The organism is Bartonella sp. AA78NXGY, assembly GCF_042197005.1.
Classification (GTDB): Bacteria; Pseudomonadota; Alphaproteobacteria; order Rhizobiales; family Rhizobiaceae; genus Bartonella.
The window spans coordinates 281775-306639 of sequence record NZ_JBHIRI010000001.1; the positions used below are offsets into that span (position 1 = coordinate 281775).

The 24865-nt window shown below is 36.1% G+C and carries 15 protein-coding genes and 3 tRNA genes; 8 read left to right on the top strand and 10 right to left on the bottom strand.

Annotation, left to right across the window (positions count from 1 at the left end):
* Positions 1 to 1191: 1191 nt before the first annotated feature.
* From fabI to fabA, 3 genes are read right to left on the bottom strand one after another with little or no spacing between them, the layout of a single operon-like run.
* The gene (gene fabI, locus ACFINL_RS01080; RefSeq protein WP_375611437.1) at positions 1192 to 2010 is read right to left on the bottom strand and encodes an enoyl-ACP reductase FabI; all 819 of its coding nucleotides are present in this window, start codon (positions 2008 to 2010) and stop codon (positions 1192 to 1194) included.
* A gap of 48 nt (positions 2011 to 2058) precedes the next feature.
* On the bottom strand, positions 2059 to 3279 hold the full coding sequence (gene fabB / locus ACFINL_RS01085; RefSeq protein ID WP_375649182.1) for a beta-ketoacyl-ACP synthase I: 1221 nt from the start codon (positions 3277 to 3279) through the stop codon (positions 2059 to 2061).
* A gap of 57 nt (positions 3280 to 3336) precedes the next feature.
* Positions 3337 to 3846 carry a 3-hydroxyacyl-[acyl-carrier-protein] dehydratase FabA gene (gene fabA / locus ACFINL_RS01090; protein WP_375637191.1) on the bottom strand — a complete coding sequence of 170 codons (510 nt, stop codon included), beginning with the start codon at positions 3844 to 3846 and terminating at the stop codon, positions 3337 to 3339.
* Positions 3847 to 4079: 233 nt separating this feature from the next.
* Between fabA and irrA the strand changes: the two genes are divergently transcribed.
* Positions 4080 to 4592 (top strand): iron response transcriptional regulator IrrA, encoded by a 513-nt coding sequence (irrA, locus tag ACFINL_RS01095; protein WP_375611439.1) that lies wholly within the window; start codon positions 4080 to 4082, stop codon positions 4590 to 4592.
* 46 nt (positions 4593 to 4638) lie between these two features.
* Here irrA and ACFINL_RS01100 read toward each other — a convergent pair whose 3' ends face one another.
* The 4 genes from ACFINL_RS01100 to ACFINL_RS01115 all read right to left on the bottom strand — a co-directional run bounded on the left by ACFINL_RS01100 (position 4639) and on the right by ACFINL_RS01115 (position 9604).
* Entirely contained in the window at positions 4639 to 5205 is a 567-nt protein-coding gene (locus ACFINL_RS01100; protein ID WP_375611440.1) for an SH3 domain-containing protein, read from the bottom strand.
* Positions 5206 to 6675: 1470 nt separating this feature from the next.
* The gene (gene rpsU, locus ACFINL_RS01105) at positions 6676 to 6909 is read right to left on the bottom strand and encodes a 30S ribosomal protein S21 (protein ID WP_012754552.1); all 234 of its coding nucleotides are present in this window, start codon (positions 6907 to 6909) and stop codon (positions 6676 to 6678) included.
* Between the two features lie 188 nt (positions 6910 to 7097).
* Positions 7098 to 8771 carry a formate--tetrahydrofolate ligase gene (locus ACFINL_RS01110; protein WP_375611441.1) on the bottom strand — a complete coding sequence of 558 codons (1674 nt, stop codon included), beginning with the start codon at positions 8769 to 8771 and terminating at the stop codon, positions 7098 to 7100.
* Between the two features lie 756 nt (positions 8772 to 9527).
* A tRNA-Arg gene (locus tag ACFINL_RS01115) sits at positions 9528 to 9604 on the bottom strand.
* A 368-nt stretch (positions 9605 to 9972) separates the two neighbouring features.
* Between ACFINL_RS01115 and ACFINL_RS01120 the strand changes: the two genes are divergently transcribed.
* The 3 genes from ACFINL_RS01120 to pgi all read left to right on the top strand — a co-directional run bounded on the left by ACFINL_RS01120 (position 9973) and on the right by pgi (position 16097).
* On the top strand, positions 9973 to 11112 hold the full coding sequence (locus ACFINL_RS01120) for an efflux RND transporter periplasmic adaptor subunit (RefSeq protein WP_375611442.1): 1140 nt from the start codon (positions 9973 to 9975) through the stop codon (positions 11110 to 11112).
* On the top strand, positions 11109 to 14243 hold the full coding sequence (locus ACFINL_RS01125; protein ID WP_375649193.1) for an efflux RND transporter permease subunit: 3135 nt from the start codon (positions 11109 to 11111) through the stop codon (positions 14241 to 14243). Before ACFINL_RS01120 ends, ACFINL_RS01125 begins: the two co-directional genes overlap by 4 nt.
* A gap of 189 nt (positions 14244 to 14432) precedes the next feature.
* The gene (pgi, locus tag ACFINL_RS01130; protein WP_375611444.1) at positions 14433 to 16097 is read left to right on the top strand and encodes a glucose-6-phosphate isomerase; all 1665 of its coding nucleotides are present in this window, start codon (positions 14433 to 14435) and stop codon (positions 16095 to 16097) included.
* Positions 16098 to 16438: 341 nt separating this feature from the next.
* Here pgi and ACFINL_RS01135 read toward each other — a convergent pair.
* A tRNA-Ser gene (locus tag ACFINL_RS01135) sits at positions 16439 to 16528 on the bottom strand.
* 285 nt (positions 16529 to 16813) lie between these two features.
* Here ACFINL_RS01135 and rplU point away from each other — a divergent pair.
* The 4 genes from rplU to ACFINL_RS01155 all read left to right on the top strand — a co-directional run bounded on the left by rplU (position 16814) and on the right by ACFINL_RS01155 (position 22856).
* Positions 16814 to 17293: a 50S ribosomal protein L21 gene (rplU, locus tag ACFINL_RS01140; protein WP_375649200.1), complete on the top strand. Its 480-nt coding sequence runs from the start codon at positions 16814 to 16816 to the stop codon at positions 17291 to 17293.
* Positions 17294 to 17305: 12 nt separating this feature from the next.
* Positions 17306 to 17575, top strand: coding sequence for a 50S ribosomal protein L27 (gene rpmA / locus ACFINL_RS01145; RefSeq protein ID WP_273723965.1), 270 nt, complete (start codon positions 17306 to 17308; stop codon positions 17573 to 17575).
* Positions 17576 to 18978: 1403 nt separating this feature from the next.
* Positions 18979 to 21510 (top strand): phosphoenolpyruvate--protein phosphotransferase, encoded by a 2532-nt coding sequence (gene ptsP, locus ACFINL_RS01150; RefSeq protein WP_375620828.1) that lies wholly within the window; start codon positions 18979 to 18981, stop codon positions 21508 to 21510.
* Positions 21511 to 22766: 1256 nt separating this feature from the next.
* Positions 22767 to 22856: transfer RNA gene (locus tag ACFINL_RS01155), tRNA-Ser, on the top strand.
* A 475-nt stretch (positions 22857 to 23331) separates the two neighbouring features.
* Here the strand turns inward: ACFINL_RS01155 and ACFINL_RS01160 are convergent.
* Both ACFINL_RS01160 and ACFINL_RS01165 read right to left on the bottom strand, forming a co-directional pair.
* Positions 23332 to 23679, bottom strand: a complete 348-nt coding sequence (locus ACFINL_RS01160) for a hypothetical protein (protein ID WP_375611447.1) — start codon at positions 23677 to 23679, stop codon at positions 23332 to 23334.
* Positions 23676 to 24551, bottom strand: coding sequence for an MFS transporter (locus tag ACFINL_RS01165; RefSeq protein WP_375649206.1), 876 nt, complete (start codon positions 24549 to 24551; stop codon positions 23676 to 23678). The genes ACFINL_RS01160 and ACFINL_RS01165 overlap by 4 nt, the downstream gene beginning before the upstream one ends.
* Positions 24552 to 24865 lie beyond the last annotated feature (314 nt).

Genomic DNA, 24865 nt, shown 5'->3' on the forward strand with positions numbered 1-24865 from the left:
CCGAGCATCATTACTCCCCAATGTTGAAACAGCTCTTGGCACTTGAAGCTGTTCAGTAGAGATATTTAAGCCTTTTATTTTCTCACATGTCAATTCTGTTTTTTATATGCAAGAAATGATTTTTGGAATTATAACTTTGAAAGTCTAAGATTGAGAAAATGTTATTGTACTTGTTTGTGACTGTCAGTTAAACTAAAAAATAATGTGATTATAAAGATAAGAAATTGATTTATATAAATAATTCATTTTATTTTTGTATTGAGTTAATTAAAAATATGTGTTTGCTTGTCACAAGCGGGTTAGTACGTGGATAAAAATTATTAAAGATACTTCTAATGAATCATCTCAAGTATCAAGGGTTGTTTCAATATTAGAACATGGCAAGTAAAATGATGGTGTCGGTTTGTCATCTGTATAAACATTAAAATGGTGGTAAAAAAAGGATTTTATATACTTCACAGGGATTTTTTATACGTTTTACAGGTACCATTGTGAAATGGAATGGCATGCATTGAGAGATATCTTAAAAAAATGCATGAAGGAGCAACAGCTATAGTGTTTTTGGGTGTTCTATTTTACCTGACATATCAGAGAAACGCTTTCATTAAAGAACGAGAAAAATAAAGGTGTGAGGTAAAGAGTAATCTCCATTATTAAAAAAACATTGATGTAGATGCTTTTAAAATCGTAAAGTCTCATTAAAGAATAATAGTAAAATTAACGATTGATTTCTTTACGCCTTCATATTCTTCCTAAATTAGATTGTATTTGCGTTTCAAGAATAAATCAAACGGTAGAAATATTTTTTTTCAATTTGCTACACAAAAGCTGAAACTAAAGATTTTAATAATTCTCTAATCTCTGTCTCAAACTGCGGTGGCATGAGGGTTGGATATTGATTTATAAGCAATGGCAAAAGCGTATACTTTAGTAAGGTAAATGACGTCATAAAACACAAACTTTATCAACCATGAATTGAAGAAATACTCCGGCTTTTTATAAAATATTTTGCGAAACAAGGCATCGTACATCTGGTTTTGTATTCACTTATTCTTACAAACATTTGCACATATTCCTTACGTCATATTATTATAAGTCAATACACTATTATATAGCTGAGAAAGTACTCAATACCCGATTAAAGCACTATGCACATGATTGATTTTCTTTTTTAGTGCAATGAAATAAATTTTATTCTTCTTGGGAATCGTCACTTTTTTTCAGTTCTTCAAGTATTGGCATAGACATGATGTTATAGCCTGAATCAACATAATGGATTTCACCTGTAACACCTGATGACAAGTCAGAGAGTAGATAAAGAGCAGATTTTCCAATTTCATGAATATCTACGGTACGACGTAATGGGGCATTACGGCGTTGATGTGAAAATATTGCCCGTGCAGCTGCAATACCATTACCTGCTAAAGTTCTAACAGGACCAGCGGAAATCGCATTGACACGAATATTTTGAGGACCAAAGTCCGCTGCTAAATAACGTACCATAGCTTCTAAAGCTGCTTTAGCAACACCCATGATGTTATAATTAGGCACAACTTGCTGTGAAGCACCATAGGTAAGAGTTAAAAGTGCTCCTCCATTCGGCATAAGCTTACCCGCGCGCTGGGCAATTTCAGTAAAGGAATAAGCTGAAATAACCATCGTGCGTTGAAAGTTTTCACGTGTTGTAACATCAACGTAACGCCCTTTTAGCTGAGTTTTATCTGAAAAACCAATGGCATGGACAATAAAATCAATTGTTTTCCATTCTTTTTCAAGTTGCTCAAAGACGTAATCAATATTTTCACTTTTTTCAACGTCACACTCTAGCACTAATTTGCAGCCAAGTTTATCTGCTAGGGGATGAACACGTTTTCCAAAAGCATTTCCTTGATAAGTCAACGCTAATTCCGCTCCTGCTTGTGCGAGCTGACAGGCAATGCCCCAAGCAATTGAATGGTCATTCGCAATTCCCATAATAAGGCCGCGTTTGCCCTCCATCAAACCTTTCATATTATTCTCCGTAAGACCGTACTTTTTTCAATTACTAAGAGCTTTTGTTTATACATAACGTTGGAAAACAAGCGTTGCATTGGTACCGCCAAAGCCAAAAGTATTCGACAATACGGTATTCAGTTGTTGATGATCACGTCGTTCACGAACGATTGGCATATCAGCAAAAGCTGGATCAAGTTCTTCAATATGGGCACTTTCACAAATAAAATTATGATTCATCATTAACAATGTATAGATTGCTTCGTGAACACCTGCTGCTCCCAAGGAATGTCCTGTTAGAGACTTGGTAGCGGAAATGGGGGGGCATTGATCACCTGCTCCAAAGACACGACGGATAGCTTCTATCTCAGGAGGATCACCAACAGGAGTTGCTGTCGCATGGGGATTGATATAATCAATTTTATTATTGATTGTTGCAAGAGCCATGCGCATGCACCGCTCTGCTCCCTCTCCTGATGGGGCAACCATATCATGTCCATCGGATGTCGCACCGTATCCAACGATTTCTCCGTAGATTTTTGCACCACGTGCTTTAGCAAGTTCTAAATCTTCAAGGACTAAAACGCCAGCCCCTCCAGCAATGACAAAACCATCACGATTAACATCATAAGCACGTGAAGCTTTGTGAGGGGTGTCATTATATCTGCTGGACATAGCACCCATGGCATCGAATAAAACAGATAGTGTCCAATCCAAATCTTCACAGCCTCCGGCAAAGATGCGCTTCTGTTTACCATATTGAATCATTTCGTAAGCATTACCAATACAATGATTGGAGGTAGCACAAGCTGAAGAGATTGAATAATTGATCCCCTTTATTTTAAAGAAAGTTGCTAATGTTGCAGATGCTGTAGAACTCATCGCTTTAGGGACAACAAAAGGTCCAACACGTTTTGGGCCTTTTTGGCGTGTAATGTCAGCAGCTTCTACGATTGAATGTGTTGAAGCACCTCCAGAACCCATAATAATACCCGTGTGTTCGTTCGATACTTCATGCGGTTCTAGACCCGCATCAGCAATTGCTTGATCCATGGCGATATGATTCCATGCTGTTCCACGCCCATGAAAACGTAGAGCACGTCGATCTACGAGTTCTTCTATATTAATATCGGGCTTGCCATAAACTCTGCTACGAAAGCCTAATTCAGCATATTGAGGTGCGTAAGAAATTCCGGATTTTGCTTCACGTAAATTGGTTAAAACAGCTCCAGGGTTATTTCCAATTGCGGAGACAATTCCCATTCCGGTTACAACAACTCGACGCATTCATACCTCCTCGTTCCATACAGAATAGTGAAAAGTTCTTTCTGACGGAAATAACGTTCAATCTTCTTTGAATAAAGCAACGCGTAAATCGTTCGCCTTATAAATAGTCTCTCCATCTGCTTTTAGCCACCCATCAGCTATTCCTAAGACTAAATTTCCACGTCGAATACGCTTAAAATCTATTTCATATTCAAGAATTTTGGTTTGTGGAGTTACCATCCCTGATAACTTTACTTCACCTGTTGATATTGCTCTTCCTTTACCTAGTTCGCCTAGCCAACCAAGAAAAAAACCTGTTAATTGCCACATACCATCCAGTCCGAGACATCCTGGCATGACGGGATCGCCTATAAAGTGACAATTAAAGAACCACATGTCTGGTGTAATGTCAAATTCGGCGCGAACCATTCCTTTATCGTATTTACCATCAGTTTCACTAATTTGAGTGATTCGATGAATCATCAACATTGGCGGTGCTGGCAATTGCGCATTACCTCTACCAAACATTTCGCCGCGAGCGCAGCTTAGAAGCTCTTCATATGTGTAGCGAGACTTTTGTTCAGCCATTGTTACTCCATTTATTTGCATATATCTTTAATTTCTGCGCTTTTCCCAACCTACTTTTAGAGCAAATTTTAAAGAGAGGGAAATGATTTTATATCATTTTTAATGACAAAAGCCTTTTTTTATGTATTCTACATAGGTAATTATTTAAAAATGGAATACAAGATTACACCATACTATTCCCATTTTTTTGTATTTTGATCTTATTTAGCAGGAATGTATTTGGGTTTGTAATTATGTCAGTGAGTGCAGACAATTTAGATATGAATGAAGAGCAGCAGTTCACAAAAGAGTGTGGAAAAATTGTGCAATATTATTCCATTTCTATGTTAGAAAAACGTTTGCGTCAAAATGGTCTGCGTCCAACACGTCAGCGGTTGGAACTTGCACATATGATTTTTTCTCAAGGAAATCGTCATATTACTGCTGAAGAGCTCTATGAGGAAGCGATGAAGGCAGGTGTACCTGTATCTTTAGCAACGGTTTATAATACGCTTCATCAATTTACGGAAGCGGGATTATTACGGATTATTGCCGTAGAAGGCTCAAAAACTTGGTTTGATACAAATACCTCTGATCACTACCATTTTTATATAGAAGGTGAAAATCGTATTCTTGATATTCCTTACAATTTGGAAGAATCTCCCATTATTAGAAATTTGCCTAAGCCACCAGAAGGTATGGAAATTTCACATGTTGATTTAATCGTGCGATTGAAACCAAAAAATCAATCTTGTGATAGGCAGTGAGGATATTCAATGAGGAATAAAAATTAAACTTGTTGAGTTTGATTATTCACCAGCCTTTTACTTTTACTTTTTCATCAGGATAGATTCCCCATAACTGGGGTTGTTGAAGCCATCCGCGTGTATTATTAATGTTTAATTCGCACCATTGTCCATCACATTGGCGGATATTACCAATGACATTAGGTTCTACTTCTGCCACAAGTTCTGCGTTGTCGGTGGGATTTTTTCGTAGCATTAGTCTTTTAGTTTTATCTTTTTGCCATGGAATAGTTATAGCAGTTCGCTTTCCCGATAAAAGCGATTGATACACCCACCCCTCATCGCCTTCGGCATCACGAATTTTGCGCCATTGATCATATTCTTGAATGATTTCAATAGGTAAGCCCTTCTTTTTGTAGGTGAAAATGATAGAATAGTTGCTTCCTGGTCCGACGCGTACATTAACGCTGGTGGGTTTAATCGAAGCAAATCGCGGAAGTGGTAAACCACTGGGCCCTAAATTTTGATTAAATGTTTGTGCATGCAACAAATGAGGTGAAACTAATACAATGACTGTTGCTATTAAGATACATGATGCGAGTATTGAAACGCGAAACAAACGAGAATTTTGCACACCGAACTCCTTTATTTCATCATATATTGGAAATTTAAAATCTGAAAGATAAGACTGGAAACTGATAAAAAGTATGACACACTGCTCGTTAAAGAGATCTAAACGATGAGAAAATTGCTACAAAAATATCAAAATAAGGAAAACAAAAGCTTGTATCTCTTTTCTGGGTTTATTTTTCGAAATAAAAATATAGGTATACATATTATGAACAAAAAACTGTTCAGTGAAGGGGTTATTGTATAGCTTGAAAAGAAATTTTAAATGAACCAAATAATACGATGAATGAAACATTTAAGCGTAAAAATATGAGCAACATTATAGAGTAGATTGATATATGAAGGGCTAACAGAACACTTTTTCGTGATAATCCATTTTATAAAATTTGCTATAATCTTATGCCATGATAATGCTTATCCGTATTAGTAGATAAGCTGGCTCCATTGTTCTATTTACCAGCTTTCAATGTTATGCAGTTCCTATTATTTATGGTGTTCATAGGAAGCCTTTTTGTTTTTTCTTAAATAGCTTTTATTCTATTTGCGTACGAATCCCGCTTATGATGTACAAGAAAATAATCTTCATTGATTCAATATGAGAAGGTGTTGAGAAATTTTATGTTATTAAGAATTATTACTTAATATGAAAAATGATTACTTATAATAACAAATCTCCGCGTTAAAAACTTTAACTCGTTATTTAAATTTTAAAAACATTTCCATCAAAAATGGTAATAAAAGGCACATTCATCCATATTAAAAAACAGTGTTTTCTCTGTTTATTATCAATTTTCTTTTCTCTAACTCAGTATAGAAGAAAGTTGAATGAAATAGAAAGGCTTATTCGATACACTGATGAGGGTAATTACATAAGTGATGAATAGAAGAATTTTATCAAGAAAAAAGAATCTGTAGTGCAGTGGTTGAAATTCGTCATCCTTTAGAGAGACAGAATCAAGGGATATAAAAGTTATGGAATTATATCGTTTTGTTACATAACTGAAGGTAAAGAGGATTATGCATTTAATATCATATACTTACACACAATCGCATATGGCGATAGTTGTTTTTGTTTTGTAAAAAGACCTAGGATGATCGAAAGATGTAGAATATTTAATGACAAAAAAGAAATTCATCATGAAATTTATACATAAGAAGCGGTTATTTAAGAGATATCCAGAAGGAAAAAATTATAGCGAGAAGTGATAATAAAACATCCCGCACTCAATTTACATAGGAAAAAGTCGCTTAAATATCTAAAGTGTAGTTTGTTATCTATTTTTTGAAATATAAGAGTGAAATAAAAACCACCTCTATGATAGAAACCTTATTATTTTCAAATAACTAACATATTAGATAACATTGTATATAAAAAAATACACACACGCAATTCATCGCAATCGCCTATGAAGATAAAATTCTCTAGTAGCTTACTATCTATTGCTTATGCAATTATATAATATCATAAAGTATATTACTTTACTGCAACAGTTCGTCCGTTACTAACAAAACCTTCTCTTTGTGCACGCTTACGAGCAAGCTTACGTGTACGACGAATAGCTTCAGCTTTTTCACGAGCACGCTTCTCAGATGGCTTCTCATAATAACTACGCATTTTCATTTCACGGAAGATACCTTCACGCTGCATCTTTTTTTTCAACGCACGGAGCGCTTGGTCAACATTATTATCACGAACGAGTACTTGCACTATCTATCCTGCTTTTTTCAGTGTCATAAATGATAGGAAAAAACCTACGTCCTTTTAAAGGCATATCCAAAAGGACAGGCACTTATATCATATAAATGAGACATTTGTCTATATCGCTTTTTAAAATTCTATTTTTTTTACAATAAAAACGCTTTTTATAATGAATGATAGAATTTACGGTTATAAATTTATGAAAGTCCTTGTATTTGATCATTTTCGTCAAGATGAATTTTTTCAGCCGTGGGATAATGGGGTAGTCCCGGCATGGTCATAACATCTCCACAAATGACAACAATAAAACCGGCTCCCGCACAGAGACGAACTTCTCGTATGGGAATTTCAAAATCAACAGGAGCTCCGTATTGCTTGGGATCAGAAGAAAAAGAATAAGGTGTTTTGGCCATACAAATAGGGTAGACGCCAAAACCTTCTTTTTCCCAAGTTTCAAGTTGTTTGAGAATAGGGGCTGAGATGATGGCGCCACGTCCACCGTATAGCTTTGTTATAATACAATTAATTTTTTGAACGAGTGGAATATCATCTTGATAGAGAACTTTAAAATCAGAATCGTGCTTTTCAATCAAGGTAACGAGTTCTTGTGCAAGTTCTATAGCGCCTTTTCCACCTTGTTCCCAATGCTTACAGATAATAGCTTTGTGTCCAGTTGTTGCAACTATTTTTTGTAATGTTTTTATTTCAGCATCGCTATCGCTGTCAAAATGATTGATAGCCACAACACAAGGAATACCGTAGTGCTTCATATTTTTTATGTGTCGTAAAAGATTGGCAGCTCCTTTTTCTAAAGCGGTGATATTTTCTTCTGTCAGGTTATTTTTATCCAGACCACCATTCATTTTTAATGCACGAATAGTTGCGACGATCACTGTAGCATTTGGTACAATACCTGCTTGCCTACATTTGATATTGAAGAACTTTTCTGCTCCAAGATCTGCTCCAAACCCTGCTTCTGTGACAACATAATCAGCAAGTTTTAAAGCAGTTTTTGTTGCTATAACTGAATTGCAACCATGAGCAATGTTGGCAAAAGGTCCTCCATGAACGAGAACAGGATTATTTTCAATTGTCTGTACGAGATTGGGTTGTATAGCATCTTTGAGAAGAACTGCCATTGCACCTTCCGCATTGAGATCAGCAACGGTGATGGGCGTTTTATCATAACGATAAGCAACAATAATTTTTTTGAGTCTTTGTGTAAGGTTTTCTAAATTTTCAGAGAGACAAAGAAGCGCCATAATTTCTGATGCAACAGTAATATCAAAACCTGTTTGACGTGGAAAACCATTTGTTATGCCCCCCAATGAAATGACAATATCGCGCAATACACGGTCATTCATATCAAGAACGCGTTTCCAAACAATGCGACGTGGATCAATGTTTAGAGTATTTCCCCAATAAAGATGATTATCTATCATTGCGGCAAGAAGATTATGAGCAGATGTAATAGCATGAAAATCACCGGTAAAATGTAAATTAAGGTCATCCATTGGAATGACTTGCGCATAACCACCACCAGCAGCACCACCTTTTACACCAAAACAGGGACCTAAAGATGGTTCTCTCAAGGTAGCTATTGTTTTTTTACCAATAAGATTAAGAGCATCACTTAGTCCAACTGTTGTTGTTGTTTTGCCTTCTCCCGCAGGTGTGGGATTGATAGCTGTGACAAGGATAAGTTTACCATCTGGATTTTTATTAAGCGATTTTATGTATTCAGAAGAAATTTTAGCTTTATCATGACCATAGGGAATGAGATTTTCATGTGAAATACCAATTTTTTGTGCAATTTCAATAATATGTTGCTTTTTAGCAGTGCGAGCAATTTCAATATCAGTTTTAGGCATGGAAAAATTCTTTAAATTCAGCTTTTATTAATGTTTGAGATCTGTACTCCATGGATTAATTAGAAAAATTCATAGAGAACAGAAAAATATTAAGATATCATAGAAATCGATGATATGCCATGCAAGAGATAATGCTAAAGAAGCACAAGAAGAGTTTTATTGTTTTTTAGGAAAAAGAATCTTTTTGCTTTTAAGCAGTAAAAATACGTTTAATTCAATTAAAAATATTGCGAAAAGAAGCTTTGGTTTGCAACAAATGCTGATGACATTAATGGATACCATAAGTGTTTCATAGTAGTACGTTTGAGAAGTAGTTTATTTATTCTTTCCAACAACACACTGAAAAAGTTTCACATGGTGGTAAACCGGAATTTATGGCGGCACATCTGAAGTCCCTCTTAAGATGGGACTGCTAGGAATAAAATATCCAGAAACATCCAGTTATGGAACAATTAGAAATAAGCACGTAAAAAATTACCTAACTGAGTAGAGAGTATAATCCGGAAGAGACCAAAAACAAGCGCATAGATTGAAAAAAGAAAACAACAACATACGCTACTCATGCAATCGCTACGATTATAAGCTAATAAAAGCACCTTAGAGCTGAATTGAAGGACTCATAACATCTTATTCTAGCAAAATGGCTAAAGAAACGACTCACAACAGAATGAAATAACAAAATACAAAGATAGGTAAAAATAAATCACAAAATAAAGAATTTAGAAAGTCTGACTTTATAAGTAAGATATTGATAGATGGCGCACCCGAAGAGATTCGAACTCCTGACCCCCAGATTCGTAGTCTGGTGCTCTATCCAGCTGAGCTACGGGTGCATACATTTCAATTTTTTACATTGTCTAAGACAAAGGGTTCCTAATCGTTTCATTAAAGAAATGCAAGTGAAACTTGAGTCGTCATAAAAAAAATCTCTCTTTTTTTATGATATATTTTAAAAAAGGATATAATATATTATGGCTTCAGTTGGTTTTGATATGAACATTTTTTTGTCATGACCATACAAAGCAATATGAACGATAGTTAACTTGACGTTTTAATCTATGAAAGATAGTCAAGCAGAGATGAGATGTGTTTTTTGCGGTGGGGATAAGATATACACACCCGCTGTTGGGTTTTTGTGTAAAACGCCGATATTACTGTTGAAAACTATTTCAGATGAACATGACACAGCAAGGGCGGATGTATGGCGTTATTAAAAAAGAGCTTTCCATTAGTGTTTTTAATCGTTGTTTTAACGGTTACTTATTGGGCTGGAAAAAAGAGTGCAGACCAACCCATTTCTATGGTGGATAAAACAAGAGTATCGGATAAAGCTTCAAATGAAAAAATGGGAAGGCCACCGGTAAAGGTTGTCGTTGATCTTGTAAAAATTCAAGATTTTTATGAACAACTTAACGTTCTTGGGAGTGGACAAGCACTTGCAGAAGTCGAGCTTACCCCTTTATCTCCAGGTGTTATTGATAAGCTTTTTGTGTCAGCGGGTACAAAAGTACAAGTAGGTGATGTGATTGCAAAGCTTGATTCTAAAAAAGAGGAAATAGCGGCTGCAAAAGCAAAAGTACAACGTGATAATAATGCGTTAACGCTTTCGCGTATTCTTAAGTTACGTGCCAGCAATACAGCAACGGAAGTTCAAGAAATTACAGCACGCTTAGAGTTGGATAACGCAAATTTAGTTTTGCGTAATGCTGAATTAGATCTCGATCGGCGAACAATTCGTGCACCGATTCCTGGAGTTGTTGGTATTTTGCCCGTTGATGCAGGGAATAACGTGACCCTTAATACTGTAATAGGCCGTATTGAGAATAGAGAACGTATTTTGGTCGATATATGGGCCCCTGAACGGTATGTGTCGCGCATCCATAAAGGAGATGAGGTAACGGCAACGTTAATCGCGCAGCCAGATAGATCTTTTGTTGGTCATATTTATGCGATTGATAATATCGTTGATCCAGAAAGTCGCACACTTCATGCTCAGGTTGAAATCAATAATGAAAAAGATACGCTCATGTCTGGTATGTCTTTTTCTGTTGCCTTGCAATTTCATGGTGGTTCTTTTCCTGTCGTTAATCCTCTTGCAGTTCAATGGAATAGTAAAGGGTCATTCGTTTGGCGTGTGAGAGAAGGGAAAGTAGAGGCTATACCCGTATCAATTATTCAGCATAAAGCAGATCAAGTTTTCGTAAAAGCACCCCTAGAAAATGGTGATCAAGTTGTCATTCAAGGAGTACAAATGCTTTATCCAGGAAGTAAAGTAATGATTGATGACCCAAAGTCTCATCAACAGCAATTACCAGTAGTTTACGGAACGGATATACAATGAGCCAAGAATTGAGCACAAAACAGCCGATGTCACAGGTCGAGCAAGGTGGTCTCATTACCTTATTTATTCGCAGACCGGTTTTTACTTTTGTTTTAAATGCTATGATCATCATTGCAGGATTTGCAGCATGGTTAAATGTTGATGTAAGAGAATTACCCGATGTTGATACTCCCGTAACAACGATTGTGACGGTGTTTTCAGGTGCGTCGGCAGAAACAATTGATCGTGAAGTTACAAAAATTATAGAAGATGCTGTTTCTCGTGTTTCAGGTGTTAAGACGATTTCTTCAACGTCTTCTTTTGGGCGCTCCCGTGTGCAGATTAATTTTAATGTTGGTGTTGATTTGAATGTTGCAGCATCTGATATTCGTGATGCTCTCTCCCGTATTACCTATTCTTTACCGAAAGATGCGGATTCGCCTTTGATTATTAAAGCAGATTCGAATGCTGCTGCCATGATGTATTTGGTTGTGACGTCACCAACAATGAGTGTTGATGATTTAACCACGATTGTAAACGATCAGATTGTTGATGCAATTTCTGCTGTTGATGGTGTTGGTGATGTACAGGTCGATAGTGCTCGCACAAAGATTTTTCAGATTGATATAGATCAAGCAAAACTTGCCAGTTATGGATTAACTGTAGCAGATATTTCACGTGTTCTTGCTGATATGACAACGGATGTGCCAGTAGGATCATTACGCAATTCTAAACAAACTTTAGTTGTGCGTGCTACTGCACGTTTAACAACACCAGAATCTTTTGAACAAGTTGTTTTAAAGCCTCGTGTGCATCTTGGTGATGTTGCGCATGTTACTTTATCGCCGGATATAGAAACGGTTATTCTTCGTATTAATGGAAAGACAGGTATTGGATTAGGGATTGTGCGTAAAGCACAATCCAACACTCTTAATATTTCTGAAGGTGTGAGAGCCGTTGTTGATAATCTCAAAAGTATTGTTCCTTCTTCTGTAAATATAGACGTTATTAATGACGATGCAATTTTTATTAAAAGCGCTCTTCATGAGGTTGAAGTTGCGTTGGTTATTGCTATTTTGAGTGTTATCTTAGTCATTTTTCTTTTTCTCAGAGACATTCGTGCAACACTGATACCTGCTGTATCTCTTCCTGTCGCTTTGATTGGTACCATTGCAGCTATTTATCTTGTAGGATTTTCATTGAATATTCTCACATTTTTAGGACTTGTTTTAGCAACAGGGCTTGTTGTGGATGATGCTATTGTTGTTCTTGAGAATATTGTTCGGTGGCGCAACATGGGTTTAGGGTCTAGGGCTGCGGCGGTGATAGGAACACGTGAAGTATTTTTTGCTGTTTTAGCAACAACATTGACTTTAGTGGCTGTGTTTGTTCCTATTTCCTTTCTTCCTGGGCAAGTTGGAGGTCTTTTTAGAGAATTTGGTTTTGTTTTGGCAATTTCTATTTTGCTTTCTTCAGTTGTTGCCTTAACGCTTTGTCCCATGTTGGCTTCGCGTTTTCTCAAAGAACATATTGAGGAGAAAGAGGAAGAGTCCCATCATTTTGCTTTTTTATATAAATTAGGTACTTTTTTTCATAAGGCATATACTTACAGTTTGCATAAGTGTTTAGAAAAGCCTTGGGCTGTTGTTTTTGCTTCACTTATTTTTGCGGGTCTTTGTGTTGGAGGCTATACGAAGCTACAACAGGAATTAACGCCAGCAGAAGACAGAGCTGTGATCTTTTTGGTTATTAATGGACCACAAGGTATTTCAACACAATATTTGAACGAGCAAATAGAGCAAATTGAAGCAAGTCTACAGCCATTACGTGATGCAGGGGAGATTGCTAACAGTTACTCTATTGCGGGTGCTGGCGGTTCACCCAATACTGCTTTTTTAATTTTATTGCTTTCATCTTGGGATAAACGTTTACGGAGTCAGCAAGAAATCGTGAAAGATATTAATGAAAAAGTTAAACAGTTTCCCGCAGTTTTTGTGTTTGCTGCGCAGGGAAATTCTTTGGGTGTGAGAGGAACTGGGCAAGGATTACAGTTTGCAATTCTTGGCAATGATTATGCAACATTACAACCCATTGCTGATAAGCTGGTGAGTACTTTACAAGATGATCCGCGTTTTATTCGCCCACGCCTTACTGTTGATGCAACACAACCGCAATTTTTCATTGAAATCAACCGAAAAAAAGCCTCCGATTTAGGGATTGATATCACCAATTTGGGCGATACATTACAAGCAATGTTGGATGGTAAAAAGATTGGTTCTATTAACGTGGATGATCATTCTTACGATGTTAAATTGATGTCGCGTAAAAATTCTATGAAGAGTCCTAATGATTTAGAAAACATTTTTTTAAAGACCAAAGACAATCGATATGTTCCTTTATCGGTTATTGCGCGTTTACATGAAAAAGCTATCTCTCCCCAATTAAAACGGGAAAAACGCATGAGTGCTGTTATTTTAAGCGCAAATCTTGCTCCGGGTATTGCTTTAGGGGAAGCTTACCAAACGGTACAGAAAATTGCTTCTCCTTTGTTATCGAAAGGGACCTATGTAGTTCCCTTAGGGGAAGCTGAAACACTTAATGAAACATCCTCCAGTTTTATGATTGTTTTTGGCATTGCCTTTTTGATTATTTTATTGATTTTGGCTGCTCAGTTTGAAAGCTTTATTTCAGGATTTATTATCATGGCCACTGTCCCATTAGGGATTGGTTGTGCTGTAATTGCTATGCTATTGAGTGGTGTGAGTCTGAATATTTACAGCCAAATTGGATTAATTTTGTTAATTGGTGTTATGGCAAAAAATGGTATTCTTATTGTTGAATTTGCAGATCAATTACGTGATCAGGGAAGAAGCGTGCGTGAAGCCGTAGAAGAAGCAGCAAACATTCGCCTTCGTCCAGTTTGTATGACAATGATTTGTGCCATTTTAGGAGGTATTCCTTTGGTTTTAGCCAAAGGTGCTGGCGCAGAGGCGCGTATAGCTTTAGGTTGGGTTATCGTGGGTGGCTTAGGTTTAGCAACTATTTTTACGCTTTATGTCACACCGGTTGTTTATCTTTTTTTAGGGCGTTTTATAAGACCAAAAGCAGAAGAAGATTTACGTTTAACAAAAGAACTCAATCAAGTTAAATGACGTATATGATAGAAAAGATTTGAAAGTTTATTCTTGTAAAAATATCATTTTCGGATCTTATCCTTTTATTTTGTATATTCTTTCATTTTTATGTGAGCAGTAAAAATAGCGAGCAATAAAGGAGGTGTTTTCTGCTTTGTTATTGTTTGGGCATAGATTTCATTATCAATAACCGTATAGGATAAGCTTATGGGAGATAGCTTTTCGATTCGAAATGAAATGGCTTTTGAAGCCACATTAAAAGCTTTAAGAAACCATGCTGCAAAGGATGGGGTCTATGATATTCGTCGGCATTTTGTAGAAGATGAACAGCGTTTTTCCCATTTTTCTCTCAGACTTGATGATCTTCTTTTCGATTTTTCAAAATGTGGTGTGACATTTAAAACATTGCAACTTCTAGATGATTTAGCGGTCGCAGCAGATGTGTTAGGCCGGCGTGATGCAATGTTTTCTGGTAAGGCGATTAATACAACTGAAAAACGCTCAGTTCTTCATATTGCATTACGTTTACCTGCTGATGAAATTTTCATGTTGGATGGTCATAATCTTATTCGCGATATTCAAGACGTCCTTGACGATATGGAAAGATTTTCTGAAAAGGTGCGTGATGGAAGCTATAAGGGAAGCAGTGGCGAGAGAATAAGTGATATTGTCAATATTGGTATTGGTGGTTCTGATCTTGGTCCTGCAATGGTCACGTATGCTTTAAAACCTTATCATGATGGTCCACAGTGTCATTTTGTTTCGAATGCTGACAGTGCCCATATTTCTGATACTCTCTCTATTTTGAATCCAGCAACAACGCTGTTTGTCATTGCTTCTAAAACTTTTACAACGGCTGAAACAATGGTCAATGCTCAAGTTGCACGTCAGTGGATTTGTTCACATTTAGGAGAAGAAGCCGTTTGTACGCATTTTGTTGCTGTTTCAAGTGCGCTTGATAAAGTGGCAGAATTTGGCATAGATTCCACAAGAGTTTTTAAATTTTGGAATTGGGTTGGAGGACGTTATTCAATTTGGTCAGCCATTGGACTTGTTGTTATGTTTGCAGTAGGTGGTGGAAATTTTCGCCAATTTCTCAATGGTGCTTTGCAAATGGATCAACATTTTAAAACTATGTCTTTGCATAAAAATATTCCTATTCGTTTTGCTCTTTTAGGATTCTGGCATCGTGTTATTTGTGGTTATTCATCACGTTCGATCATTCCTTATGCACAGCGTTTAATACATTTTCCAGCTTATTTACAACAGCTTGATATGGAATCAAATGGTAAGCAAGTCTCGCTGGATGGAAAACCATTAAGTTTTTCAAGTGGTCCAATTGTTTGGGGGGATTCAGGAACAAATAGTCAACATGCTTTTTTTCAGCTTCTGCATCAAGGAACAGATATTATTCCTGTAGAATTTATTTTATTTATAAAAGGGCATGAGAAAAAATTACATTCTATGTATGAGATGTTGCTAGCAAACGGTTTAGCACAATCAAAAGCCTTGATGAAGGGGCGTAGTCTTGAAGATGCTCGGCATATCTTGATAAAAAATGGAGTTGATGAGGGTGAAGCAGACCATTTAGCACGTCATAGAAGTTTTAAAGGAAACCGTCCCAGCATTACGCTGGTTCAAGATTCATTAACACCTTTTGCACTCGGTCGTCTTATTGCGCTTTATGAACATCGCACTTTTGTTGAAGGGATTTTAATGAATATTAATTCATTTGATCAATGGGGTGTTGAACTTGGTAAAGAATTAGCAAACGAGTTACTACCAATTCTTCGTGGAGAAAGTAAAGCGGATAATCGTGATAGTTCAACATTAGGGTTGCTAGCACATATTCAAGCAAGACGTGCAAAATAAATATAATTTTACAGTAGGTTTTGTACTAACTAAGCAAAAGTAGAATGAGAGAGAAATATGAGATAATTCTTTAATTTTACTATGCCTTCTCTTATTATCTGGATTAGATTTATGTAACAGAAAATCAAAAAAGTGCAAAAATTGTAAAAATGAGAATTTATTCGCAAAAACGATAAAGACCTTTGAGAGGTCTTTGAAGACCCTTTGAGCCCCCCCTTAAAATCCTTCGAAAAAAATAAATTGGTACAAAACCTAGTGGCAAAATATACAAAACCCGCTGGCAAGCTACAACCGGAAAGCTAGGATTAAAGACAGTTTTAATAATATCGCTTTATAAACTGTGGCGGAGAGAGAGGGATTTGAACCCCCGATAGAGTTGCCCCTATGCCGCATTTCGAGTGCGGTGCTTTCAACCACTCAGCCATCTCTCCATAATAAAGTGAAACAAAAATCGGCACTATTTGAGTGTATAAGGGGTAGATAACCTTCAATTGTTTTTGGTACAACCTTTTTTTCTTTTTTATGGGACTTTATTGACAGAGAATAGAAATTCCTTCATATATACAAAATATAAGCGTGGGGAAATCTGCGCATATTTGTGTTGAAGAAGGTTTTATCCTTCTTTGGGATCTATTACGACTGATAAAAAGCAGCCTATTTTCCCTTATTTCAAGGCAGAAATTAAATAAGAGCTGGAGTGAACGGAAGGATAAAAAATGTTCGCAGTCATTAAAACTGGTGGTAAGCAATACCGCATTGTTGCTAATCAAGTGGTAAAAGTTGAAAAAGTTAGTGGAAATGCGGGTGATGTGGTTGAATTCAATGACATATTAATGGTTGGGCAAGAAGGTAATGCGGTTATTGGTACCCCTGTCGTTGCTGATGCATTGGTGACAGCTGAGATTTTAGAACAGGCACGTGGGCGCAAGGTTATCGCATTTAAGAAGCGCCGTCGTCAAAATTCTAAACGCACGCGTGGCCATCGTCAAGAATTTACGAGGCTTCGTGTTTTAGAAATTTTAATGGGTGGTTCAAAACCTAAAAAAGTTGCTGCGAAATCTATAAAAGAAGAAGAAACTACACCAAAAGAAACAAAAGCTGCTGCTTCTGTTGAGAAGACGGCTAAAAAAACGGTTGAAAAAAAGACTGCGTCGCAGAAGAGAGCATCTGTAGCATCAAAGAGTAAGAAAGATTAAAGGAGAGCGTCTATGGCACATAAAAAAGCTGGTGGTTCCTCGCGTAATGGTCGTGATTCAGAATCGAAACGTCTAGGCGTTAAAAAATTTGGTGGTGAAACCGTTATTGCCGGAAATATTATTATTCGCCAGCGTGGTACACGTTGGCATCCTGGAAACAATGTCGGCATTGGAAAAGACCATACGCTTTTTGCATTATCAAATGGAAAGGTTTCTTTTCAACGCAAAGCGGGTAATCGTTCCTATGTTTCAGTCATTCCTATGGTGGAGGCAGCAGAGTAATCTGTAACACTCTCTAGCCATCAACGGGATTTCATTGAATTGTAGTTGTGGTTTTATAAGTATTCAAAGGGAAAGATGAGATTCATCTTTCCCTTTTTGCGTTGGTACTATAATAAATGTAGAAGATAAAAAGGTAGAATCGGGGAAATGGCTTTTCTCAATGAGGGAAAAAGTTTGTGCGCTGTTATGTTAGTATTTAAGTACTGAACATATTGATATTATGATAGAGTTTGTTGATAAGTTTCTGTATAATAATCAGTGAGGAGAGACTTTCTTTTTATGTATGAAGAAGCGTCGAGTAATTTCTTATAAGAGAAGCAGTTTGTTTTCAGAAAATTATGAGAAATTTAATGAGAGCATTATTGATGTAATCATTTTGATAAAGATGGATCTTTTTATCGGCATTGTGGTATTGATGAGTTGTCATACTGTTTTTAGGTGGTAGTGTGGGTAGGTGGGGCTATTCATTTAAAAAGACATAGGGATAAAAAATCCATAAGAAGGTAGTCAAAACTACTTTGAAAGTGACGTGCATTAAGGAATTTTCGGTAAATCGAGAGTGAAATTATATTTTTAAGGAGTACGGTGTTTAAAGATATAAAAATAACCAACTTGCAATCAGCGCCCTTCAAGAATATTTTTTCTGATTTCACTATTATTGTGTATTGTTGAAAATAGACAAGCATAAGAGCTAGGGTTAAGGCAATCATTGCTTTTCATTTTTTACTTTATTTATCTTATTTGTAGAGTTTTTCTTGATTTTAGTAGTTGGTGATGGTGCTTGGGGGGGGATGTCGTACTTTGCAAATGTGCGACAGAGGGCATTGTGTATTTGCGATATTGATTGAAGTAAAGGTGTAGCTTAAAATATATAAATATTATATATCGAGAGTTTGATATCATAAGATGGGTAGCACGGAATTTTAAAGATGATAAGTTGCATGGAGCAATTTGTAATTATGTAATGAACTTATAAAGAGGGATAATAGGTTAAATAAACTTTGAGGAATCAATTAAAATATTAGCTGAAGTTACGGATGATTGGGAAGGATGCTTTCTTGTAGGGAGAATAGTGAAAAGTTATGTTGGATAACTTAGGATAATGAGAGCATTTTGAAAGCATAGTTTTTCAGGTGATTAGTGCTGTAAAAAACGGGGTTTTGTCTTTGTAAAGTAAAAGAGTAAGAGGCGGACTTGTTTATGATGGTTTTAAGCACTTAGGTGGATAATAATATCTAATTGTTTTATCGGTTATATTGAGGTATTTAAGCACCTCACTTAGCTATATTCTGTAAATATAAAGAGAGCTGTGGTGGTATTTATAGCTTGTATTTTGGGAAATGCAGCTTTGAAAAGGAATGTATCAGAGATATTGGTGTTCAAATGTGAGGCAATTTGAATTCATGATGAGATATGAGAAAGCAGAAGCAATGAATGTAGATTTTACTGATGGTGAAATCTTGTCTATAAGATCTGTACAACTTGCAGCTGCTTTTGATCATAAAAATGATGCAATTTATGCTGCTGCTGAATTGCTTGTGCAGGTTGGTGCAGTTGATAAGTGTTATCTGGCAAGTATGCTTGCACGTGAAGAAACAACCAATACTTGGCTTGGAAATGGTATAGCCATTCCTCATGGTATGGCTGAAAATCGTGATTTAATTATCAAGGATGCTGTTGCTGTTATACAGGTGCCTGCTGGTGTTGAGTGGCAGGATGGCAAGAAAGCATATTTGGTTATTGCCATTGCAGCGTGTCCAGATCGCTATAGAGAAATTTGTAAAAAATTGACGTCTCTTTTATTTGATAAAAAACAGCTTGAAGTACTTGCAACAACTATGGACAAACAGCAAATTGTTACAACTTTGTTTGACCAAGAGATGAAGATAGAAAAAACTTTTATTGGTGACCTTTCGGTGTGTCAGGAATGGACTTTAGATTATCCAAGTGGTCTTCATGCACGACCAGCTTCTCTATGGGTTGATTTTGCGAAAAAGGCTCAAAACTCTATCAGAGTTCGCCATGGTCAATATACCGTTGAAATGAAAAATTTGGTTGGTTTATTGCAATTAGGAGCAAAAAACGGTGATGTTCTGATTTTTTCTACAGATGCTGCAGAAGGAGCACAACTTCTCAATGATGCCATTGCTATTGCAAAAAAAGTGAGTATTAGTGAAAAATGTCTGATGAGAGCAATGGAATCTCAAACAAAGGCTTTTCATGGTTGGTATCCACGCTCTATGCAAAAAGGCATTTCTGGTGTTGGAGCGAGTTCAGGATTAGCATTTGGTAAGATTTTTGTTTTAAGGCAAAATGATATTTCCATAATAGATCAGCCAATTGATTTTGCAGCTGGTGCAGCATGTCTTGAAAATGCTCTTACAAAAACAAAACATAAAATGGCATCTGTGATTTCTGATATTACAGTGCGTATGGGAGCAGATTCTGCTGCGATTTTTTCTGCGCAAATGGTTTTGCTTGAAGATGAAAATTTAATAGCTCAAGCTTGTCGTTTTATAGCGGAAGGTCATGGTGTCGCTTGGTCTTGGGATAGAGCGGTTCGTCAATTTTCAGATATGTTTTTTAAGGTAGATAATCCTTTGTTAGCAGCACGTGCTGTTAATTTAGTTGATGTTGGTCGACGTGTTTTAGGTGAAATCAATCCATCCTATAGATCGTTCTTTTTAAATGATATTCCACATGGTGTAATTCTGGTTACAAATGACCTTTCTCCTTCTGATGTAGCACAACTTGATTGTACAAGGGTAAAAGGATTAGCAACAGCATGGGGAGGTCCATTATCTCATACAGCTATTTTGGCGCGTACTCTTGGTATTCCAATGGTTGTTGCTGCAGGTGATGATATTTTAGCAATTCAGTCTGATATTCAGGCTATTATTGATGGCGATAACGGGTTTATTTACCTTAATCCTACGCTTGAAGACGTTGAAGATGCTCAAAGGCATATTGATACTGTTGCGCAAAAACGTGTCAGTGAAATAAATGCATGTAGATTACCAGCGCAAACGACAGATGGTCAAAGAATTCGTATCATGGCTAATGTCAACTACGCAAATCAGGTTCCTGTTGCGCTTGATTTAGGGGCTGAAGGTGTTGGACTCATGCGCACGGAATTTTTGTTTTTAGAGAATCCATATATTCCGGATGAAGAGCTACAATTTAATATATATCGGGCGATGATTACAGCTGTAGGAGATAAGCCATTAATTATTCGTGCACTTGATATTGGTGGAGATAAACAGGTTACGCATTTACATTTATCTAAAGAGGACAATCCTTTTTTAGGTGTTCGAGGAACGCGGCTTTTGTTACGTCGACGTGATCTTTTGGTGCCTCAATTACGTGCTTTATATCGAGCGGCAAAAGAGGGTGGAGATCTATGGATTGTGTTTCCGATGGTCATGTCTGTTTCAGAGATTGTCGCTATAAAAAAGATTGCAGAGGAAATCCGCAACGATGTTGATGCACCAAAATTAAAACTTGGTATTATGATCGAAGTTCCAGCAGCGGCCATTATGGCAGATGTATTAAGCGCCCATGTTGATTTTTTTTCAATTGGAACCAATGACCTAACACAGTATACAATGGCTGTTGATCGGCAAAATCCGTACCTTGTGTCTGAAGCTGATAGCCTTGATCCAGCAGTTTTGCGTATGATTTATCAGACTATTCAGGGAGCTGCACAACATAAGTGTTGGGTTAGTGTATGTGGTGGTATGGCTGGAGATCCTTTTGGTGCAATGATTTTGACTGGATTGGGAATTAATGAGCTTTCTATGATATCTTGCGATATTTCTCCAGTAAAGGCGTGTTTACAGACTCATAGTTTTGAAGATATGAAAATTTTAGCACAAAAAGCATTACAATGTGAAACTGCACGAGCTGTACGTGCTCTAAGCAAGGATATAAGGTAATAAAGAACATTAAGGGGAAAGAACGAGCTCATTTTGCAGACTAATCAGATCTTTAGTGCTGTAAAACATTCATACAGTATATTAATTTATAATGGTAATTTATCGTTTTACATAATGAGAACCCTGAATATTGTAGGGTTTTTTCGTTTTAAATTTCTCTATATTTAATTAATAAAAATTACTCTTTCATACATTACAAGGAGGAGTAATGTATGGATAAAAACACTCTAAGAAAGAATAAATTCCTTTTATGCATTCTCTCAAATAGCAATAGATATTGTAACATTAGGCGAAAAATAGCGTGATAGTACTTGGCTTTTACTTTTTATTTAAGGAAAGATGATGTTATCCAATAGATTTTATACCATTCATAGATACCGTATGAGGTAGATGTGGCAAGCTTTAAGAGATGTTTTTTTACAAACGTGTGGATGGGAAAGAAAATAGTATTTTTAGAGTATTCTGTTTTGTGATGAGACCATATCACGCTTAAAGAATGCGATAATCAAAAGTATGAAGTAATACGTAATTTTTTTAAATAATGGAGACTACTTTAGATATTTTGAAAACTGTAAAGCTGAATTTAAAAATATATGGTAAAAATGAAAACAGGTTTGCATTTTTATGATTTTGTATTTGATCAAAATGAGACTATTTTTTCATTTTAGAAAATAAAATATATTCATACATATTAAATTAAAAATGCAAAGTTTTTTCTGAATTTTATTTTCTTTAGTATCAACTAAATATAGAAGTGTGAAATTGAATAGAGGATTTAGAATAGGGCTTATTATGTAATCCTATGAAAGAGAAAACTGATACCATCACACTATTTTACAGCTCTCAATGTTGCAAAAATTCGTGCTATTTAAGAAAATGCATAAGAGCCGCTTATCCTCTCTTAAAATGTTCTTCCCCCACATACCATCCCTTCCTATGACGTATAAGTAAGTGATTTTAATTATTTGGTTGTGTAAAACTATGGGCTTTATGCTAATTTTAAGAGAAGTATTTTTTTTGTGAAGCAGAAAGTGCGTAAATGAGCATGAAAGTTTATAACTGGTGACAATCTTTTTATTCTCATTATTGTATTCTACAAACCTATCCACGAAAAAAGTTTTTTCTTAAAAAGAAGGGATGTGCTTGTTATTCAACAGATAAAAGCTCTTACTTTAATAAATGAATTTGTTTTTTGGGTTTTGAATGTGTAGTTTAGACTTGCACGTTATTTCTTTCTGGGTATAGTGCGAACTTCTGGAGAGGTGGCCGAGTGGTTGAAGGCGCACGCCTGGAACGCGTGTATATGGGAAACCATATCGAGGGTTCGAATCCCTCTCTCTCCGCCATTAATTTAAAACGAACTTTCATATGCTTGATATGACATAGTTTAAAAAGCTCAGCATTTGCAGGATTTTTTATTGTTTGCAATTCACCAGTTCGCGTCGATCTATGCTTATCATTATGTACACCTAGAAATTGCTGTTGAATTTCCATGAATTTTATACTTTTTAAGCTCCTCTCCTCTCGATCTTGAGATAACCTGATCTAGTATAAACGATCTTTTCAAATATCATCACAGGATTTTTGCCATTATCACTAACTTCTGGTAGAGCTTTTAGAATTAATGGTGATCATAGTGCTATTTGCAATTTCGTTGATTAACGCGCTAAATGCGTTTTATCCCACATGAGAGGTAACGAATACCTCAGCTTTTCTCACGCAATGTGTTTATTTAAAATTAATGTCATGAATATTTGTACAAAATTTTTATCTATACGATAATCAAAAAAAGGCTGACGTAATATAATAATTGAACATCATTCATGCGGCGCTTTCTTTTATCTCTAAGCTTTGTATGTAAATAGATAGTCCGTGCAAAATAAATAAAGGGGCGCAAAAGCCTATAAATACACACAGGACGTATAATATAGAAAATGAAAAAAATTTTCCTGCATATAAAAGTACAATAGAGAATAAAGCTGTTATGATGCGTACACTGGCATCGCCTGCCAAAATCACCTCGGCTAAATTTTCACTAGGTGTGATAGCTTGTCCAATTGTTATTCCCGATACCCTAAAATAAAATTGCCCAATACCTAATAAAAATCCCATAATATAAAGGGAATATTGAGTAAAATTTAAATATAAAACAAAAGAGATTGCGATCACGGCAAAAGCCGGTGCCCCCATACAAAAAAACGAATTAAAGATGGAAATTTCCGTAAATAATAAGATAAGATAAGACCATTGATCACAAAACCCAGTGCTGACAAAGCAAAAATAGAATTTTGAATGGCTGTAAATTTTATATTATCTGATGTTATAGAAGCAAGAACAAGTGGCAATAAAACAATAGGCCCCGTATAGAGAGAATTATTCAAAATACGATTAATCGTTAAAAAACGCAACGCAGAAATCCGCCAAAGGCACCTGAACCCAACTCCATAAGCTTTTTGAGATGGCTTTTTTAATAGCTCTTTTGCTCTGTTTAGTTGTTGTATAGACTTTATACGAAACCATAAGCAGGCATTCAAAAGATAGATAAATACAATAAAGGCTATGGCTATTTTGTGCCCCAAATGCGCAATTATAAAATATATAAGCAATGGGGATATAATAACAAAAAACTGACAGCAACTAGTGTAAAATGCAAAAATTCCAGCTTTTTGTTTGGGAGCTGGAATCAGCTGATTCAAGGCACTATTGTTATTTGGGTTATCAGCCCCCATCAAGAGAGCAAGTAAAAAAAATACAAATAAAATAAGTACTGGATTGTTCATAAATAATAAGAAAGACAATAAACAAGCGCCAATAATTTGACTATAAAACCCAATTATAAAGCCTTGATAGTGCGCCAACACGTTTCCCAAACATAAGCCAGAAATTCCAATTGCGATTAAATTAACGACATTTAAAGTAGCAGACGCTTCTCCCGTTGTATCTTGGAATTGTAACAAAGAAAGGCCAATAGATAATACACCACTAGCACAAAAACTCGTCAAACAACCAATCACAATCATAAGAAAAACAGAATTATGCAATAGCCTCCTCCCTCTTAAACAGAGACTCAAGCCATTTTATGATTTTCTCCATTGTCGAATATGGTTCGGTACTAAATTCCAGTTTTTCATAAAAGTTTAGTTCAAATGCGTTATAGGCACTTATTTTTTGAAAGTCATCTGTCAGCATGAATTCTATACTTGGCAACGTTGTACCCATAGATTGAGACAAATAATAGGAAATTACTTTCCAATACATATAGGTACACTCTCTTGCCAAATAATTTTCCAAGGCATATTTCAAGTGACAACCACTTAAAATATATTTCGGACAATGGTGCAACGGATAATAAATA